Genomic DNA, 17090 nt, shown 5'->3' with positions numbered 1-17090 from the left:
CGCCGTTTCCTGCAGATCCGAGCACCGCAGCAAACCTGCAACTCCCTTTTCATGAAAACTTAGCAGTTTCGCACCGGTTGACTTTGCACTAAGGTGTTAGGGTGCATCAAATGGCAGTGGAGGCCCCGGAGTAGCGGCCTCCCGCCAAAATTTACGGAGGACGATCATGATAGGTACCAAGCCAATGAAGATATGGGGCGCTTTAGCGCTGGGGACAGCGATGATTCTGAGCGGATGCCACAGCACTCCGCCTGCCGGCACGAAGAATGCGGACGGCTCAGTCACCAATCCCGACGGATCTGTGACCTATCCGGCAGGCTCAGCGCCCGCACAGGCCGCCAATCAGCCGGCACAGGCTCCAGCCGCCGGCACTCCCGCCACCGCACCAGCGCCTGCACCTGCGGCAGCTCCCGCAGTAGCTCCAGCACAGGCTCCGGCAGCAGCCCCGGCGCCTGCGCCTGCTCCCGTAGCCAGAGTCGTGCCCAGTGGCGCGACCGTCCGGGTCAGCATCTCCGAGACGCTGAGCGCAAAGCGCAACAACGTAGGCGACAGCTTCAGCGGCGTCTTGTCTGAGCCGTTGAGCACGCGCGGCGGCGGCAGCGTCTTCAAACGCGGCACCCGCGTCACCGGCACCGTCGTTGCCGCCAAGGGACAGGGCCGCTTCAAGGGCGCCGGAGACCTCGGCATCCAGTTGACTTCGATCGCCGGAATCCCTGTGCAGACCACCGAGTTTGAGCAGATCACCAAGGGTAAGGGCAAGCGCACTGCCGTATTGGCTGGCGGCGGCACCGGCCTCGGAGCCATCATCGGCGGCATCGCAGGCGGCGGCAAGGGAGCCCTGATCGGCGGTCTGGCTGGCGCTGGCGCAGGCACCGCAGGCTCGGCCTTCACCGGCAACAAGGACGTCGTCATTCCCGCAGAGTCGCAGGTCACCTTCCGGCTGACCGCGCCGCTCACTGTGCAGTAATTCGTTCTACTCTTTCAAAAAAAGCGCATCCGGCTCCACTGCCGGGTGCGCTTTTTTCTGCACAAAGGCGCGACGAGATCCGATGTGAAGAAAACTTTACGCTGCCTTGTCGACAGGCACCGGACGAACCTTCTTGCGCCTGACCTGCTTTGCCTGCCAGAAGTCGTATTTGTTCTGCATCTTGAACCAGATGTCGGTCTGTTCCTGGCTGAAGGCTTCGGCAATCTTGATCGACATGGCCGGGGTGACGGCAGCACGCTCATTGAGCACACGAGAGAGCGAGTTGCGCGAGACGCCGATGTGGGCGGCGAACTCGGCGAGGGTCATGGGCACATTTTCCAGGATGTCCTTGATGACAGCGCCGGGATGAGGCGGGTTATACATATCCATCGGATGATCTCCTCTTGATAAACCGTTTAGTGGTAGTCTTCGTAGTCGACGACGATAGCGTCTTCGCCCTCGAAGCGGAAAGTAATGCGCCAGTTGCCATTGACTTTGACCGAGAAGCGTCCGGCCTGATCTCCCTTCAGTTCGTGAAATGCCCAGCCTGCAACATTCATCGTGGAAGGCATCGTCGCATCGTCCAGGGTCGCAAGCAAAAGATTTAGCTTTTTGGCATGGGCGGGTTGGATTCCGGCCTTCGAACCCGTCGTGAAGAACTTCTCCAGCCCGGCGTGTTTGAACGACTTAATCATGTATTTATGTAACGTGTAGCGTTATGCGTGTCAAGAGGAATTATGCCATACAAGATTAACCCCAGCGGAGAGATAGACTGAAACCATGCCGTTGACTCCAGTCTTTTTACTCTCCGCGACCGATGTCGCCCACTTCCCTCCCGACGCCAGGACCTACGGGGCGCCGGAGATAGCCTTCCTGGGCCGCTCGAACGTCGGCAAATCCTCGCTGATCAACTCGCTTCTGGGGTCGAAGCAGGCGCATACCTCGTCCACGCCCGGACGCACGCGGGCCATCAACTTCTTTGCCCTGCACGAAGGCGCAGGCGACAAGATGAAGCAGAAGCCCTCGCTGATCTTCGCCGACCTTCCGGGATATGGCTACGCCAAGATCTCGAAGTCGATCTCATCGGAGTGGCCCAAATTCATCGAGCCCTATCTCGCCGACCGCGACGCGCTGGCGCTCTGTATCTGCCTCGTGGATACGAACATTCCGCCGCAGCCCAGCGACTCGCAGCTCATCGACTACTTCAAGCAGACGCAGCGTCCCTATCTCGTCGTAGGAACCAAGTCGGACAGGCTCTCAAACAACGCATTGGCCAAATCGGTTGCCGCACTCAAACGGGAGCATGGCGTAGACGAGATTCTCACCGTCTCGGCCAAGACAGATGCCGGAACCAAAGCCTTATGGCAGCGGCTCATGAGCGTCACGGAGTAACCCGGCCCGACATATCATTCAGGATAGTGACTACACCAACAGGCACGCAGCCCGAGATTCCGCTTAAGAAGAGCCTTCGTCTTCTATCCATCGCTCGATGGCTTGTCATCATTCTGGCGTTGTCGTGGTTGCTTGCAGCACTTACTCTTCTTGCCGCCCGATGGATCGACCCGCCCACAACAGCGGTACACGTCCAGCGCCGTCTACAGGCATTCATTCTCCGCAAGCCGTATAACGACCGCTATACATTTATTCCACTCAACCAGATCTCACCCAACCTCCAGCACGCCGTCATCGCCGCAGAGGACGCGCGCTTCTACCAGCACCACGGTTTCGATTGGCACGCAATCCAAATCGCCGCCAAAGAAGATATGGAAGGCGACCGCACCCGCGGAGCGTCCACCATCACGCAGCAGCTCGTAAAAAATCTGTTCTTCGGAACAGGCCGCTCCTTCCTCCGCAAAGGCGCAGAGGCCAGCCTCGTTCCCGTAGCCGAACTTGTCCTCGGCAAGCGCCGCATTCTCGAGATCTACCTCAATGTCGTCGAATGGGGTCCCGGCATCTATGGCGCAGACTCTGCTTCGCGTTACTACTACAGGACACCGGCAAGGAATATCAGCCGGCAGCAAGGGGCACGGCTCGCCGCGATCCTGCCTGCTCCCCTCAAGCGACGGCCCGAACGCATGAACAGCTACAGCGCGATCATCCTAAGGCGCATGAGCCAGATGGGATGGTAATCGCAGGCACCCTTCCGCCGCGCGACGTTCCCTTCTCCTAAGAAATCTCCGACTAAGTTCGGCTCTGTTAAGGGCACGGCTTCAGTCGTGCCACAGACGCCTTGCCTGCATCGGGGCTTTAGCCCCCGAGGAAATACTTGCAGGAAGCCCTAATTGCCTTCAAATTGGCTTTGCCCCGCGGCAGAACCATCCGCACCTAGTATCCTGATAGAGCAACCATGACATATCCCACAAATAACCTCAGGATCAAATCCAGCAGAGTTGTTCTGCCTCCCATCTTCCTTGAAGAAGAATTGCCCGTGACCGATAACGCCTCGCGCACCGTTTTTGACGCGCGTCGCCAGATCGTAGACATCCTCAACGGACAGGACGACCGCCTGATCGTCGTCGTCGGCCCCTGCTCCATCCACGACCCCGCCGCCGCCCGCGAGTACGCAGGTCTGCTGAAGCAGGCCATCGCAGAGCTCTCCGGCGAGCTCATGCTGGTGATGCGGGTCTACTTCGAAAAGCCGCGCACCACCCTCGGCTGGAAGGGACTCATCAACGATCCCTACTTCGACGACTCCTTCCGCATCAGCGACGGTCTGCGTATCGCCCGCCGCCTCCTGCTCGATCTCGCCGAGATGGGCGTTCCCGCCGGCACCGAGTTCCTCGACATGATCACGCCGCAGTACATGTCCGATCTCGTCAGCTGGGGAGCCATCGGCGCACGAACCACAGAGAGCCAGGTGCACCGCCAGCTCGCCTCCGGGCTCTCCTGCCCCATCGGCTTCAAGAACGGCACCTCAGGCAACGTTCAGATCGCGGTTGAGGCCATCCTCTCCGCAAACAATCCCCACACCTTTCTCGGAACTACGGAGACGGGACAATCCGCCATCCTTCTTACCTCCGGCAATCCCGACTGTCATGTCATCCTGCGCGGCGGCCGTCAAGTCACCAACTACGACGCCGAATCAGTCGCATCGACGGCAGCGCAGATGGAAAAGGCAGGCGTCAAGCCGCGCATCATGATCGACTTCAGCCATGCCAACAGCGGCAAAGATCATCGCAAGCAAGCGCTGGTCTCTCACTCCGTCTCCGAACAGATCGCAACCAGCAAGCAACGCCACATCCAGGGCGTCATGATCGAAAGCAATCTCGTCGCCGGTGCGCAGTCGCTCGTCAACGGCAAGGAGCTTGTCTATGGACAGAGCATCACCGACGCCTGCATCGACTGGGCCGAGACGCAGACGCTGCTGCGCGAACTGGCCGGAGCTGTCCGGAAGCACAGAGAGCTTGTTCGCGGATAACGAATTTCGGGATACTTTCTTCCCAAACTAAGCTCGATAAAAGTCGAAGGGGTTACAGTTTTGGCTGTAACCCCTAAACTATGCTTTTACCGGTTACGCAATTCATTATGTAACCAGTAAACCGTCGATTTACCGGTTACTGGTCGTAATATTCGAGCCCAAGATGGGTGATGAGGTCTTCGCCCATAATGTGTCGAAGCGTGTTCTTCAGCTTGGTGTGCTGAATGAATAAATCATGCTCCGGATACAGTCCTTCAGCATGTTGCGGAGCCTTGAAGTAGAAGCTCAACCACTCCTGGATGCCCAATCCGCGCAGGCTTGGCGTACGTGCCGCAAGGTCCATAAAGAGCACCAGATCGAGCGCCAAAGGAGCTGCAAGAATCGAGTCGCGGCAGAGGAAATCGACCTTGAGCTGCATCGGATAACCGAGCCAGCCGAAGATATCGATGTTGTCCCAACCTTCTTTGTTATCACCACGTGGCGGGTAATAGTTAATGCGAACCTTGTGATAAAGATCCTTGTAGAGATCGGGGTGCAGCTCAGGCTGAAAGATATAGTCCAGCACGCCCAGTTTGGACTCTTCCTTGGTCTTGAAGGACTCCGGATCGTCGAGCACTTCGCCATCGCGGTTGCCTAAAATGTTCGTGGAATACCAACCACTTACACCAAGGTTGCGGGTTTTGAATGCTGGAGCAAGTACGGTCTTGATGAAGGTCTGCCCGGTCTTGAAGTCCTTGCCGCAGATGGGAGCGTTCATCTTCTTCGAAAGCTCCTGCAATGCCGGAATATCAACAGTCAGATTCGGCGCGCCGTTGGCGAAGGGAATGCCCTCCTTGAGGGCGGCCCAGGCGTAGAGCATTGAGGGCGAGATGTTCGGGTCGTCTTCGACGAGGCCCTTCTCGAAGGCTTCGAGCGTTTGGTGAACGGCGCTGGGCTCGATGAAGATCTCGGTCGAGCCGGTCCAGATCATCACCTGCCGGTCGGTCTTGGTTTTGAATTCGGAGATATCGTTGCGAATCTGGTTGGCGAGGTCGCACTTGTTCTTGCCGGTCTTGATCTTCTTGCCTTCAAGACGCTTGACGTAGTGCTGATCGAAGGCGGCGGGCATTGGCTCGATGGACTGAAGGTAGGGCTTGATCTGCTCGAGCTGCTCATTGTCGAGCACCTGCGCGGTCTTGGCTGCGTCGTAGAGGTTGCCGCCGAAGATGTCCCACCCGGTAAAGACGAGATCATCGAGCTGAGCGATGGGAACGAAGTCCTTGATGAGCGGGCTGCGTCCTTCGTTACGCTTGCCGAGGCGAATGGTGCTCATCTGCGTGGTTGAGCCGATGGGCTTGGCCAGCCCGCGGCGGACGGCTTCTACGCCGGCGATAAGTGTCGTGGCGACAGCTCCCATGCCGGGAACCATGACGCCCAATTTTCCAGTTGCAGGCTTGATGCTGGCCGCGCTCGGTGTGGCGGCTTCGGGGGTAGACATAACTGAGCAAAATCCTTCGTGAGGCAATTTTCCGTGGGTACGGAAACCTCAGTATTGCTCACGAAAAGAGCAGGCGCAAACGAAGTGGACGATTGTTCAGGCTTTAGCGATAACGCATTTTCTCCGGAAATGACGCAGTTTTGGCGTGGATGAGCTTCTTTCCATGCGAGAGCCTGAATTGGATGAAAGCCTTAACCCTATAAAAGCGCGGTCAACGTCAACGGCGAAATACAGGGGTCTCTCCACTGCGCTGCGCGATAAAACTGCGCGGCTTCGGTCGAGATGACGTGGTTTGGAGTGTAGCTTTCGCCGTGGACAAAATATCGGCAATCGCTGTGCAGACAAACCTATAGTGCAGTAACATCTGCTTGCCGAAAGATACGACTAACCGATGACGATCAAATATTTAGCACGCACTCGCAGACGAGTTTTATTTTTTATGTGTGTAGTATTTGCTACGCCTATGGCGTTCTGTCAGCCAGCCGGTAAGCTGCCGGAGTTTGAGGTTGCATCAGTCAAACCATCGAATCCAAAAGGCCCAGCACCGGTTGGCCTGTTCACCTATCCCGGAGGCAAGGTCGTCGCCAGTCACTACGCCGTGCGGTATCTGCTGATGGATGCGTTTGATATCAGGAAGTTCCAAATACTGGGTGGTCCGCCCTGGATCGATGAGGATTACTACGATGTTGTCGGCAAACCACCCTCATCTTCAGCAAGTATTCATTCCAATCCAGCCTCTTTCAAGAGTCCTCCAAACCAAGAGCAGCGCGAGATGCTGCAATCGCTTCTAATCGATCGTTTTCACCTGCGCTTCCATCGCGAGAGCAAGCAGGAGCCGAGCTATATCTTGGAGAGGACAGGCAGCACTTTGAAGCTAGAGCCTCCTAAAGACACGACTGCTTATTCATGGGCGGGAAGCCCGGACGGAGGGCGTGTGGCATTTGGTACGGGCCTAGCCGGGAAAAATATCTCAATGGCGCAACTGGCGACTCGTCTCAGCGGCATTGTGGGGCGCCCTGTTGTGGATAGGACCGGGCTGGAGGGTTCCTTCGATTTTGAATATCGAACGGGGGATAACGATCCAAACGCAGATGCCACTGCCACAGTTGCAACTTCGCTGAAGCATCTGGGATTGCAGTTGAAGTCAGCCGAGGAGCCAATGGAGATCATCGTGATCGATCATATTGAGCGGCCTTCGGAGAATTGAAGACGTATCGTTCTGGATAATTAGCCTAAATACAAAGGCCCGCTGAACAACAGCGGGCCTTTATTTGCGATTCGTATCTCAATTATCTAGCGATGGCCACCACCAGCATGACCGCCACCACCGCCGGGACGGCCTGAGCCGCGGAATCCGGCGCTGTGTTCGTTGCTGGCGTCATGGCCGGCATTGCCTACATGGCCGCGACCGTCACGCGCTTCGTTCCCCTGAAAATGCTGGAACGGCTCGGCGCCACGTGCGGGCATTGGGCCGCGGTAACCGTGGCGGGGATCGTAGCGGTTATCGACGTGGCCGTAGAAACCGTGCGGGCCGTGGAACCAGGGACCGGCTCCGACGAAGACTCCGCCGATAAACCAGTCGGGCCCATAGTAGCCGTAGGGAGCGCAGTCGTAAGGGGCGTAGTCGAAGTAGCCGTAGGGGCATACAGGAGCTACACCGATGTTGATGGAAACCTGTGCGGGAGCAACGGTAATAGTACCAATCATCAGAGCAGCGCTTAATGCAGAGAGTGCGAGTAGCTTCCAATTGGACATATCGTGATTCTCCTCGGCCACCATAGTAGCCCCAAAAGCTTAACCGTTATACCAGGCCCAAAAGCGAGCCACCCTATTAGAGACACGGAGGGCACGGACGAGTTGCGTCTCGCTTCCATTAACTCTTTCGGTTTGAGAGCTATGCCGCTTCGGTGCGGATGCGGTTCTTCCAATGCGATACGACGAACCAGATAAAGCCGATGACGATGACGGCTTCGACGCCGAGGTGGAAGCGGTGGAAGATCTCTTTGAAGCGGGGGTTGGTGTTGAACTGCGCGCCAAGCTTCATACCGACATACGCGAGCACGTAGCACCACGGCCATGAGCCGATGAAGGTGTAGATGTGGAAGCGAACCTGATTCATCTTCGCGACGCCCGCCGGGAAGGCGATGAAGGTGCGAACGATGGGAAGCATTCTGCCGATGAGGACGGTGATGGAGCCGTAGCGGTCGAAGAAGTGATCGACGAGGTTGAGGTCGCGGCGGCTGAGGAGGAGATAACTGCCGTAGCGCTCGACCATGGGACGGCCTCCGCGAGCGCCTACCCAGTAGGCGGGGATGGAGCCGAGGTTCGAGGCGAGCGAAGCCACAGTGGCCAGGATGATGAGCTGGAACTGGGTGTGGGCCAGAGCGTAGCCGGCCAGCGGCATGATGACTTCGGAGGGAATGGGGATGCAGGCGGACTGGATGGCCATGAGCACGATGACGCTCAGATAGCCACCACTGGCGATGGCGCCGACGAGGAGGGCAATAATTTTTTCTGACATGCAGGTGCAGTATATCGGTTTGAGGTGAAAGGACGGCTCTTTGCCAGTGGCGCGGGTTCGGGAGACAATCGATATATGGCACAGGAAATGACCGAGACGATTGCACCGAAACGTGAAGCGCATGAGACAGCGAAGCCTGCGGCTGCTTCAGGACGGCCCGCGAGCAGCTATGGAGCGGCAGCGCATGATCCTTCGAAGCCGCCGGTGAAGCGGCAGATTGTGGCGTTCAGCTTCTATAAGGTGATGCCCGAGTGGCGTCGCCTGCCTAAGGAAGAGAAGGCAAAGCACAAGGCGGAGTTTGCCGCCGTTCTGTCTCGGTGGAACAAGCCGGGCGAGTTTCTTTCGCTGACCTATTCGACTGTGGGCACGCGCGGCGATGTGGATATGTGCGTCTGGTCGATTGGCTACGCCGTCGATGAGATGAACCAGATGCGCAGCGAGTTGATGGGTACGGCACTGGGCGGGTATCTCAACTCGCCGCACAATTTTCTGGCGATGACCAAGCGCTCGCAATACCAGATCGACCGCGCCGATGAGAGCGAAGGCGAGAGCCGCGGCGCGATTCGTCCCGGTGGACAGAAGTACATCTTTATCTATCCGTTCTGGAAGACGCGGCCTTGGTATCTGCTGTCGATGGAAGAGCGCAAGCGGCTGATGGATGAGCATATTCGCATTGGGTTGAGCTATCCGCGAGTGAAGCTGAATACGACTTACTCGTTCGGCATCGACGATCAGGAGTTCGTGGTGGCGTTTGAGACGAACTTCCCGGAGGATTTCGTTGATCTTGTGCAGCAGCTGCGCGAGACCGAGATCAGCTTGTACACGCTGAAGGACTTTCCGATCTTCAGTTGCGTTCGCGTGCCTGCGGAAGAGATGCTGAACCGGCTGGGATAAGACTCTATGGCTCGGACTAAAGTGGCTGGGACTAAGGTGACAACGATAGTGAAGCCGGTGCAGCAATCGCCCGTGGGCAAGAAGACGCGAGCGATTGCTGCTACCGAGCCTGCTTCTGCGAAGAAAAAAACTGGCAAGACGGCAAATCCGCTGGCTCCGGCGCGGGTCGCGGCGATTCTGGATGTGCTGGCTAAGACTTATCCCGGCGTGGTCTGCGCGCTGAATCATCGCAACGCGTGGGAGCTGACGGTTGCCACGATTTTGTCCGCACAATGTACGGATGTGCGGGTGAATCTGGTGACGCCTGCGTTATTCAAGGCGTTCCCTACCCCGAAGGCGATGGCGGCTGCTTCGTTGCCGGAGCTGGAGGAGTTGATTCGTACCACCGGATTCTTTCGCAATAAGGCGAAGTCAATTAAGGGTGCGGCTACTGCCGTTGTTGAGGAGTTTGGGGGCAAGGTTCCACAGACGATGGAAGAGTTGCTGCGTCTGCCCGGTGTGGCGCGGAAGACAGCGAATGTAGTGCTCGGGTCATGGTTTAATATTGCCGTCGGAGTTGTTGTAGATACGCATGTTATGCGCCTGACACATCGGCTTGAATTGACCAAGGAGACTGCGCCCGAAAAGGTGGAACAGGACATGATGAAGATCATTCCTCAGGACCACTGGATCGCCTTTTCGCATGAGCTGATCCATCATGGACGGCAGATTTGCGTGGCTCGCAAGCCTCGCTGCGCCGACTGCACGCTGGAGAAGCTGTGCAACTCATCTGATAAGACCTGGACTTCACACTAAAGCGAATTGCCGAAGAAGGCGTGGCGCATCGACCTTCCCGAGCTCTGCCAGCACTTTACTGTTTCATAGACGATGACTGTCGCGTAGGTGACCGTCATCCAGAGGCATACCTCTTCGATGGGGAGATATCCCCAGGCGGTAATGCGAACTCCGAGCATCTGCTCGGCGCGAAAGTTCCACCAGCCGTAGGGGATGGCCAGGGTGACCTCCCACATGAGGCTGACGAGAAGGATGAAGAAGGCTGTGAGGCTGAACGCTCTCCAATTAATGACTGGGCGTGCCGAGGAGAGCAGGGCTGCCGAGGGTACAAGTGCGGCAAGGGCGAGAAAGATGAAGTAGCCGGGGAAGCCTGCGGGAGAGTTGGAGAGGTACTTCTTGAAGAGGATGGCTCCAATGACGAGAGCGACGGCCAGTATGATCGACTCGGGGTGAAGCTTGAGAAGGCGGCGAAACTGTTGGCGCAGAGCTGATGCGCCTTCGACGGTATAGGCGGCCAGCCAATACTCATCGAGCCAGATATAGAGCAGCAGGACGCAGAGAAAGCCGGTGAGATAGAAGACGTACTCTTCTATAGGCACGGGGGCGCCGAGGGCGGGGGCCTTGATTCCAAGCGTCGCGGCGGGGTTGGGAAAGACGAAGAAGTAGCGGGCGAAGAAGAAATCGAGCAGGCGCCGATGGGAAAGAGCAGGCCAATGGTCCAGACAAAGCTCTTTTGGGAGATTTTGATCTGCTCCTGCGGGAGAAACCAGAACGTGATGACGAGCACCGGAATGACGAAGAGAAGAAGGCTGACGGTGTAGCCGTAGGGAGAGGCTCCGGGTGTTGTAGCCACAGTTGGAGCGACTGCGGAGAGATGTACCGTGCGCAGGGTGAAGATCGCAGGCACGACGATCATCGCCAGCATGGCGGCTACGACGAAGGCGCTGCGGCGCGGCGATCTGGACCCGGATGCGGAAGAAGAGTGCATGCGCTCTACTTTCTGCGCCGATCAACCGTTGAGGGCGCGAGGAGTATGCGGAGAGAAGGATACGCAGCTTCGTTTGGCAAAGACAAGCGGTGCCTGCCTGCACTAGCCTGCTAAGGTGAAGTGGCCTATCAGGGATTGAATCAGGGCGTCGATAGTCGCGGCGGGAGCTTCGATGGTGGGTTCGTGGCCGAGGTCGCGGAGGGCGCGGCTCGTGACCGGGCCGATGGATGCGAGTGCTGTCTCGGCGGGGAGGGTGAGAGTAGCGGCTTCGAGCAGGGCTATGAGGTTGCGGACGGTGGAGGCGCTGGTAAAGGTGATGGCGTCGGGGTAGTTGGCGGGCGTGACGAAGAGCTGCTGGAGCGCGGGGATGGATTCGGGGGGAATCCGGTTGCGATAGGCCTCGGCTATGGTGACGGTGGCTCCTGCGGCGGTGAGAGCCTCGGGGAGAACGTCGCGGGCCTCGGCTGCACGGATGAACAGGATGCGCTTGTCCGAGACTTGAGGGACGAGTACTTCGGCGAGCGACTCGGCGATGTACTTTGGAGGGATGAGATCGACGGCAAGGCCGATTCCCTGCACTGCCCGCGTGGTCGCTGGGCCGATGACGGCGATCTTTGGATATCGATGGCTTCCGGAAACCCACGTCCCGAGATCGGGACGTGGGGCACCCGCTTTTTGGAGTGGGTCGAGATTTTGACGGCGCTGGTGGAAGACTTCAACGGCATTGGCGCTGGTGAAGAGCAGCCAATCGTAGTTTTCGAGCTGCGCTAGTGCTGTATCGAGGGGGGTGTAGGTTTCTGGAGGGATGATCTCGATGGTGGGTATAAGGATAGGAGTCGCGCCGAGGGCCTCAAGCCGGACGGCGAGATCGGAGGCCTGGGTACGGGTGCGGGTGACGAGGATGCGTTTGTTTTGCAGAGCGAGCATCTTTTCAGCGATTGTAGTGGAGCGGCCAGGATGCGCCCAATCCGCTGAATCGCCGAAGATCGGCCAATCAGCCATTGCGGACTGTCACACAGCATTTACAGTAGGAATATGAGGAAGTCGTCGAAGGTTGACCTGGTTGGCGTGGGATTGAACGCGACCGATACCGTTATTCCGCTTGCGGACTATCCGACGCGCGGCTCCAAGGTTGAGTTCAGCGCGGCGGATGTGATGCCGGGGGGACAGGTCGCGAGCACCGTGGTTGCCTGCCAGCTCTGGGGGATGAGCACACGGTACATCGGCAGCCTTGGCGACGATAGCGCTGCGACGCTTCATCACAATGCTTTTGCTGATGCGGGAGTAGAGACTCAGATCATTACGGTTTCAGAGTGCGCCAGTCGGCAGTCGCTGATTCTGGTCGATGGCGGCGGCGAGCGGACGGTGCTTTGGCGGAAGGACGAGCGGCTGGACCTGCGGCCGGAGCTGCTGGACCGCGAGTGGGTTGTGAATGCGCGGGCACTTCACGTAGACGGCTACGACACGGCCACGGCGACGCTGGCGGCAGGATGGGCGCGTGAGGCCGGCATTCCGGTCATCGCCGATCTTGATGAGCTGTATCCCGGAGTGGAGCAACTGCTCGAGAAGATCGACTACCTTATTGTCAGCCGCGACTTTCCCTGCCGATTGATGAAGGAGCCCAGACTTGAGACGGCGCTGCGCATGATGCAACGACGCTATGGCTGCCGGTTGACGGCGGCGACCCTTGGACAGGATGGCGTGCTGGCGTGGGACGGCAGCCAGTTTCACTACACCTCGGCGTACAGGGTGCCGGTGGTCGATACGACCGGCGCAGGAGATACCTTTCACGCAGGATTTATCTACGGACTACTGCAGGAGTGGCCGCTGGACCGACAGCTCGATTTTGCCTGTGCCGCAGCAGCGTTGAATTGTATGGCGGTCGGGGCAAGGGGTGGAATCCGCTCGGTCGAGACCATTGAAGAGCTAATGGCTACCGGCAGCCACTATCCGAATGCGAGCCATGCGTCGATTGTGATGGAGGAGCAGGTCGCAGTCGCCGCTTTCAGCAGCGTTCGCGCAGGTTCTCACGAGTAGCGCTTAACACCGTCCAATGGTACGGAGTAGAGTTTTCCATAATGAGCGTGATGATGAGCTTCCGACTTCCGGCCACTCTGCTAGCCCTTGCCGCACTCCTATTCGCGACGCCGACTCCGACGATCCAGGCACAGAGCGCCCCAGCCGCGCAGACTCCTCCGGCGCAGCAGACAAAGCCTGACCAGAACACCGATGAAAGCGGGCCACAGACCGACAACGGGCCGCTCGTCATTCGTAAGAAGCCTGAGGACAACGAACCTCCTCCGCCGCCTGCGCCCGCAGAGCCTACCGTCAAGAATCCTGATAACGAGACGTTTTCGTTGCGTGTCGATGTACCGATCGTCAACCTGAACGTCAACGTCATCCTCGATAAGACCCACCAGTTCGTTCCGGGGCTGAAGGCCGGTAACTTTCTTGTGCTTGAAGACGGCGTGCCGCAGACGATCACGAGCGTTCGCATGACGCAGACGCCGATCACTGCCGTGATGCTGCTGGAGTTTGCCGCCAACAGCTACTATCTGATCAACGACATGCAGAACGCGTCGTACAGCTTCTTTCGTACGCTGCGTCCGGACGACTACGTTGCCGTGGTCACCTATGATCTGCACACGCACATCCTCACCGACTTCACCAATAATAGAGATCTGATTGCGCAGGCGTTACAGTCGCTGACGATTCCGGGCTTCTCGGATACCGACATGTTCGACGCGCTGTATGAGACGCTCGACCGGTTGAGCCGCGTGGAAGGACGAAAGTACATCATCCTGATCGGCAGCGGGCGCGACACCTTCTCTAAGCTGACGCTGGACAAGATTCTGGCCAAGGTGAAGGCCACACCGAATGTCACTATCTTTTCGATCGGCACCGGTGCGCTGCTCAACGAGCTGCGTGGAGGCCGTGGAGGGATGGGAGGCGGCATGGCAGACCTGAACTATCTACAGGCGCAGAATCAGCTAAAGACCTTTGCCGCCATGACCGGAGGGTTGAGCTTCAGCCCGGTCTTTCAGGGCGAGCTTCCCGACATCTTTTCGCAGATCAACAACTCGATTCGCAACCAGTACGTTTTGACCTATCGGCCTACCAATACGAAGAACGACGGCTCGTATCGCAAGATTCAGGTGCTGCTGGTCGACAACGAGGGGCATCCCCTGCGGATGCAGGACGAGAAGGGCAAACCACTGAAGTACTCGATCATCACCCGCGATGGTTACAGAGCTAAACTGCCTGTCGAATAGCTGCGCTAACGAGGTCGGGGCGTCGTCAGATCGAGATCGGTGGCGATCATCTGCTTGGTGACAAGAATGACCTGGCCGGTATGCTCGTGGGCGTGCGCGACCACCTGATAGATGGCTTCGAGCACGCTGACTTCGGGACGACCGGGCTGCGGTGCGGTGCGATCGGTGAGGCGCTCGGGCGGCAGGGTTGCGATGATGTGGCGCGCTTCGGCGATGGTATCCGCAAACATCGTGGATAGCTGTGCTCCGGTGAGGCCGCCGTCGGCACTGAACTCAGCCTCGCGAACACGAACATCCTTTGCGCCACTGACTCCGTGGATCGCCCACTGCCGAATATTTCCGCAGAGATGAAGGACGATATTGCCTACGGCGTTTTCATGAGGACCACCGCGGGACCAGATCTGCTCATCGGTAAGTTTTCCGAGGCAGAACTTCATGTTGGTTACAATCATGTCCAGCCGGCGACAGGAAAAATCGAGGAAGGTTTCAGCGATCTTGTTGTCCATCTTCGCATTCTAGTGCACGCAGACATTGACCAGAATCGAGTGTCACCGTACACTCTAAAAAGGCAGTCAGCGAGCACTGGTTCGCGGCGCCACATCAATCTGTTGCCCCCTCGTTCAATGGTAGGACTGCCGACTCTGACTCGGCCAATCGGGGTTCGAATCCCTGGGGGGCAACCAAAACTATAAGTCGGCTCTTTAGAGCTCCACTTGCCGAATGCCTCTCCGATAAAACCAAGGCGTAGATTCCATCCTCTCCAGTTCGTGGGCGAGTGTTGACTATTCTCGAGCACATCTGAGTAGACAGGCTAACCAACCAAAACATCATTGACTGGTGGGCTACCTTGAGACGAAAAGCGCCGTACTCCGAATCCTTGCAACGCCACAAGAATGAGATATGCAGGATTCAGATAAAGATACCGGCGCCACAATCGACGCGGTTCGGCAAGAAGACGGAACAGCCATTCCAAACCAAAGCGCTGCATCCACGGAGGGGCCTGGGGCAATATTCCGGCTAAGAGCGGGAAGGCGGCGCCGACAGCTAATACGGGAGCGGAGAGAGTGCCGCCTAATTCGTAGGTGAAAATTTCCTGGCGAGGACAACCAAGTCCAACAAAGATGATGGATGCCCCCGATGACTGGATCCGCTGTTGGAGGGAAGCTTTTTCATCCGGATTCAGCTTGCGAAATGCTGATGGTTCGCTACCAACAATGTTGATCTCCGGGAACATTCTTGCGAGTGATTCGGCCAGCGATGTGACAACGAGTTTTGTACTGCCATACAGGTAAATTGAAGTGCCTTCGCTCGTTGCTCGCTCGCAGATTTTTCGCATGAGTTCAGGCCCATAGACTCGGTCGAGTAGCTTAGTCCCGTATAGCCAATTCATGACCCAGCGGACGGGTTGACCGTCGGGGACAAGCAAGTCAAAGCGATTCAAGCGAAACTTGTGCTCCGGGTCTAAGACGCCCGTCATCACTCCGTGAACGGCAAGAGCGGAAATCATCGCTCCGCGCTTTTGCCTAGCGCACTCGAACACGAAAGAGATGACCGCTTCGTAGTCCACCGCATCGATCAATATCCCGAGGACATTTTTCTTTCCTAGATTAAGCATCCAGCCCCCCAGCGCTCTGCGTTCAATTCGTAAATCTGATGCAGAATTTCCGGAACGTCGTAGCGCAAGGACCAGCCTGGATAATCAGCTTTGAAACGAGACAGATCGCTAATCCACCAGATGTGATCTCCCCGACGATTCTCATCGACATAGGTGTAATTGAGCTTGTTGCCGCAAATTGTTTCGCAGAGCTTTACGGCTTCCAGCATCGAACAGTTGCTATAGCGGCCGCCACCGATGTTGTAAGTCGCTCCGCATCGCGGGTTCAGAAAGAAATGATGGAATGCCTGAATCAGATCGGCGCTATGGATATTGTCGCGAACCTGCTTTTGCTTGTAGCCGAAGATTGTGTACGGCGTGCCCATAACAGTGCACTTCATGAGATAAGCCAGAAACCCGTGGAGTTGGGTCCCCGAGTGATTTGGCCCAGTCAGACATCCTCCGCGAAAGCATGCCGTTCTCATGCCAAAGTACCGGCCATATTCCTGAACTAACGTGTCTGCGGCAACCTTCGATGCGCCGAATAGACTATGCAGCGTTCCATCGATCGACATGGTCTCAGGGATTCCATCAACATATTCATGTGCCGGATCAATCTCCCAACGAGTGTCCAATTCCACGAGGGGCAAACGATTGGGGCGATCTCCATAAACTTTATTCGTTGACATGAAGATGAACACCGCTTCGGGGGCATGATTCCTCGCGGCCTCAAGCAAAATGGACGTGCCGTTCGCATTTACAGTAAAGTCGGTGACAGGATCGTTGGCCGCCCAGTCGTGCGACGGCTGTGCAGCGGTATGTATGACCAGTTGGATGTCGGCAGAATACCTGGCGAAGACACGGTTCATGGCAGGCGCGTCGCGTATGTCCAGATCGTAATGCGTATAGCCACGCAATTCTTTCTTTAGCTTTTCCATCATCCACCGCGTGGAAGCGGATTGGCCAAAAAATACCTCGCGCATGCCATTGTCGATTCCTACTATGTCGAATCCCAGAGCTGCAAAGTACGTCACCGCCTCCGATCCAACTAATCCAGACGAGCCCGTTATGATTGCGACGCTCATTGATTTCTCCGAAGACAAAAATGTTGAGTGACCGTTACTGAATAGCGAAAGTCCGGTAGGCAATATTCAGGATGGCAATCTTCGGGTTTGTTATATCGGA

20 protein-coding genes and 1 tRNA gene are annotated in these 17090 nt (G+C 57.2%); 10 read left to right on the top strand and 11 right to left on the bottom strand.

The window, feature by feature from the left end; all coding sequences use genetic code 11:
* Positions 1-166 precede the first annotated feature (166 nt).
* Positions 167-967 carry a hypothetical protein gene (locus IEW09_RS16220; RefSeq protein ID WP_188555199.1) on the top strand — a complete coding sequence of 267 codons (801 nt, stop codon included), beginning with the start codon at positions 167-169 and terminating at the stop codon, positions 965-967.
* A 96-nt stretch (positions 968-1063) separates the two neighbouring features.
* On the opposite strand, the gene IEW09_RS16215 is transcribed toward IEW09_RS16220, so the two are convergent.
* Together IEW09_RS16215 and IEW09_RS16210 are read right to left on the bottom strand one after the other, a co-directional pair.
* Positions 1064-1357, bottom strand: coding sequence for a HigA family addiction module antitoxin (locus IEW09_RS16215; protein WP_188555198.1), 294 nt, complete (start codon positions 1355-1357; stop codon positions 1064-1066).
* Between the two features lie 26 nt (positions 1358-1383).
* Entirely contained in the window at positions 1384-1662 is a 279-nt protein-coding gene (locus tag IEW09_RS16210; RefSeq protein ID WP_188555197.1) for a type II toxin-antitoxin system RelE/ParE family toxin, read from the bottom strand.
* An 85-nt stretch (positions 1663-1747) separates the two neighbouring features.
* Between IEW09_RS16210 and yihA the strand changes: the two genes are divergently transcribed.
* From yihA to IEW09_RS16195, 3 genes are all read left to right on the top strand, one after another.
* Positions 1748-2359, top strand: a complete 612-nt coding sequence (yihA, locus tag IEW09_RS16205; protein ID WP_188555196.1) for a ribosome biogenesis GTP-binding protein YihA/YsxC — start codon at positions 1748-1750, stop codon at positions 2357-2359.
* 26 nt (positions 2360-2385) lie between these two features.
* The gene (gene mtgA / locus IEW09_RS16200; protein ID WP_229739386.1) at positions 2386-3096 is read left to right on the top strand and encodes a monofunctional biosynthetic peptidoglycan transglycosylase; all 711 of its coding nucleotides are present in this window, start codon (positions 2386-2388) and stop codon (positions 3094-3096) included.
* A 218-nt stretch (positions 3097-3314) separates the two neighbouring features.
* On the top strand, positions 3315-4385 hold the full coding sequence (locus tag IEW09_RS16195) for a 3-deoxy-7-phosphoheptulonate synthase (RefSeq protein WP_188555194.1): 1071 nt from the start codon (positions 3315-3317) through the stop codon (positions 4383-4385).
* Between the two features lie 136 nt (positions 4386-4521).
* Here the strand turns inward: IEW09_RS16195 and IEW09_RS16190 are convergent, their stop codons facing one another.
* Positions 4522-5862 carry an inositol-3-phosphate synthase gene (locus IEW09_RS16190; RefSeq protein ID WP_188555193.1) on the bottom strand — a complete coding sequence of 447 codons (1341 nt, stop codon included), beginning with the start codon at positions 5860-5862 and terminating at the stop codon, positions 4522-4524.
* Between the two features lie 439 nt (positions 5863-6301).
* Between IEW09_RS16190 and IEW09_RS16185 the strand changes: the two genes are divergently transcribed.
* Positions 6302-7069, top strand: coding sequence for a TIGR03435 family protein (locus IEW09_RS16185; RefSeq protein ID WP_188555192.1), 768 nt, complete (start codon positions 6302-6304; stop codon positions 7067-7069).
* Between the two features lie 86 nt (positions 7070-7155).
* Here the strand turns inward: IEW09_RS16185 and IEW09_RS16180 are convergent, their stop codons facing one another.
* Both IEW09_RS16180 and IEW09_RS16175 read right to left on the bottom strand, forming a co-directional pair.
* Positions 7156-7617 (bottom strand): hypothetical protein, encoded by a 462-nt coding sequence (locus tag IEW09_RS16180; RefSeq protein WP_188555191.1) that lies wholly within the window; start codon positions 7615-7617, stop codon positions 7156-7158.
* A 139-nt stretch (positions 7618-7756) separates the two neighbouring features.
* Positions 7757-8383 carry a DedA family protein gene (locus tag IEW09_RS16175; RefSeq protein WP_188555190.1) on the bottom strand — a complete coding sequence of 209 codons (627 nt, stop codon included), beginning with the start codon at positions 8381-8383 and terminating at the stop codon, positions 7757-7759.
* Between the two features lie 75 nt (positions 8384-8458).
* Between IEW09_RS16175 and IEW09_RS16170 the strand changes: the two genes are divergently transcribed.
* Positions 8459-9277: a chlorite dismutase family protein gene (locus IEW09_RS16170; protein ID WP_229739385.1), complete on the top strand. Its 819-nt coding sequence runs from the start codon at positions 8459-8461 to the stop codon at positions 9275-9277.
* A gap of 6 nt (positions 9278-9283) precedes the next feature.
* Positions 9284-10072, top strand: coding sequence for an endonuclease III (gene nth, locus IEW09_RS16165; protein ID WP_188555189.1), 789 nt, complete (start codon positions 9284-9286; stop codon positions 10070-10072).
* Here the strand turns inward: nth and IEW09_RS18735 are convergent.
* The 3 genes from IEW09_RS18735 to IEW09_RS16155 form a co-directional block, all read right to left on the bottom strand.
* On the bottom strand, positions 10069-10650 hold the full coding sequence (locus tag IEW09_RS18735) for a hypothetical protein (protein ID WP_229739384.1): 582 nt from the start codon (positions 10648-10650) through the stop codon (positions 10069-10071). The genes nth and IEW09_RS18735 overlap by 4 nt on opposite strands.
* Positions 10641-11039, bottom strand: coding sequence for a hypothetical protein (locus IEW09_RS18730; protein WP_229739383.1), 399 nt, complete (start codon positions 11037-11039; stop codon positions 10641-10643). Before IEW09_RS18730 ends, IEW09_RS18735 begins: the two co-directional genes overlap by 10 nt.
* A gap of 102 nt (positions 11040-11141) precedes the next feature.
* A complete protein-coding gene (locus IEW09_RS16155; protein WP_229739382.1) occupies positions 11142-12041 on the bottom strand; it encodes a uroporphyrinogen-III synthase in 900 nt (299 codons plus the stop codon).
* 33 nt (positions 12042-12074) lie between these two features.
* Between IEW09_RS16155 and IEW09_RS16150 the strand changes: the two genes are divergently transcribed.
* Together IEW09_RS16150 and IEW09_RS16145 are read left to right on the top strand one after the other, a co-directional pair.
* The gene (locus tag IEW09_RS16150; protein ID WP_188555188.1) at positions 12075-13076 is read left to right on the top strand and encodes a carbohydrate kinase family protein; all 1002 of its coding nucleotides are present in this window, start codon (positions 12075-12077) and stop codon (positions 13074-13076) included.
* Between the two features lie 41 nt (positions 13077-13117).
* Positions 13118-14311, top strand: a complete 1194-nt coding sequence (locus IEW09_RS16145) for a VWA domain-containing protein (RefSeq protein WP_308420564.1) — start codon at positions 13118-13120, stop codon at positions 14309-14311.
* A gap of 5 nt (positions 14312-14316) precedes the next feature.
* Here IEW09_RS16145 and IEW09_RS16140 read toward each other — a convergent pair whose 3' ends face one another.
* A complete protein-coding gene (locus tag IEW09_RS16140; RefSeq protein ID WP_188555187.1) occupies positions 14317-14817 on the bottom strand; it encodes a DUF1572 family protein in 501 nt (166 codons plus the stop codon).
* Positions 14818-14920: 103 nt separating this feature from the next.
* Between IEW09_RS16140 and IEW09_RS16135 the strand changes: the two genes are divergently transcribed.
* Positions 14921-14994: transfer RNA gene (locus tag IEW09_RS16135), tRNA-Gln, on the top strand.
* A gap of 128 nt (positions 14995-15122) precedes the next feature.
* On the opposite strand, the gene IEW09_RS16130 is transcribed toward IEW09_RS16135, so the two are convergent.
* Together IEW09_RS16130 and IEW09_RS16125 are read right to left on the bottom strand one after the other, a co-directional pair.
* Positions 15123-15926, bottom strand: a complete 804-nt coding sequence (locus tag IEW09_RS16130) for a WecB/TagA/CpsF family glycosyltransferase (RefSeq protein ID WP_188555186.1) — start codon at positions 15924-15926, stop codon at positions 15123-15125.
* The gene (locus tag IEW09_RS16125; RefSeq protein WP_188555185.1) at positions 15914-16990 is read right to left on the bottom strand and encodes an NAD-dependent epimerase/dehydratase family protein; all 1077 of its coding nucleotides are present in this window, start codon (positions 16988-16990) and stop codon (positions 15914-15916) included. Before IEW09_RS16125 ends, IEW09_RS16130 begins: the two co-directional genes overlap by 13 nt.
* Between the last annotated feature and the right edge of the window lie 100 nt (positions 16991-17090).

The sequence above is a fragment of the Edaphobacter dinghuensis genome, assembly GCF_014640335.1.
GTDB classification, from domain to species: Bacteria; Acidobacteriota; Terriglobia; order Terriglobales; family Acidobacteriaceae; genus Edaphobacter; species Edaphobacter dinghuensis.
The sequence above is the reverse complement of the archived record's forward strand: the minus strand, read 5'-3'. Positions and strand labels throughout refer to the sequence as shown.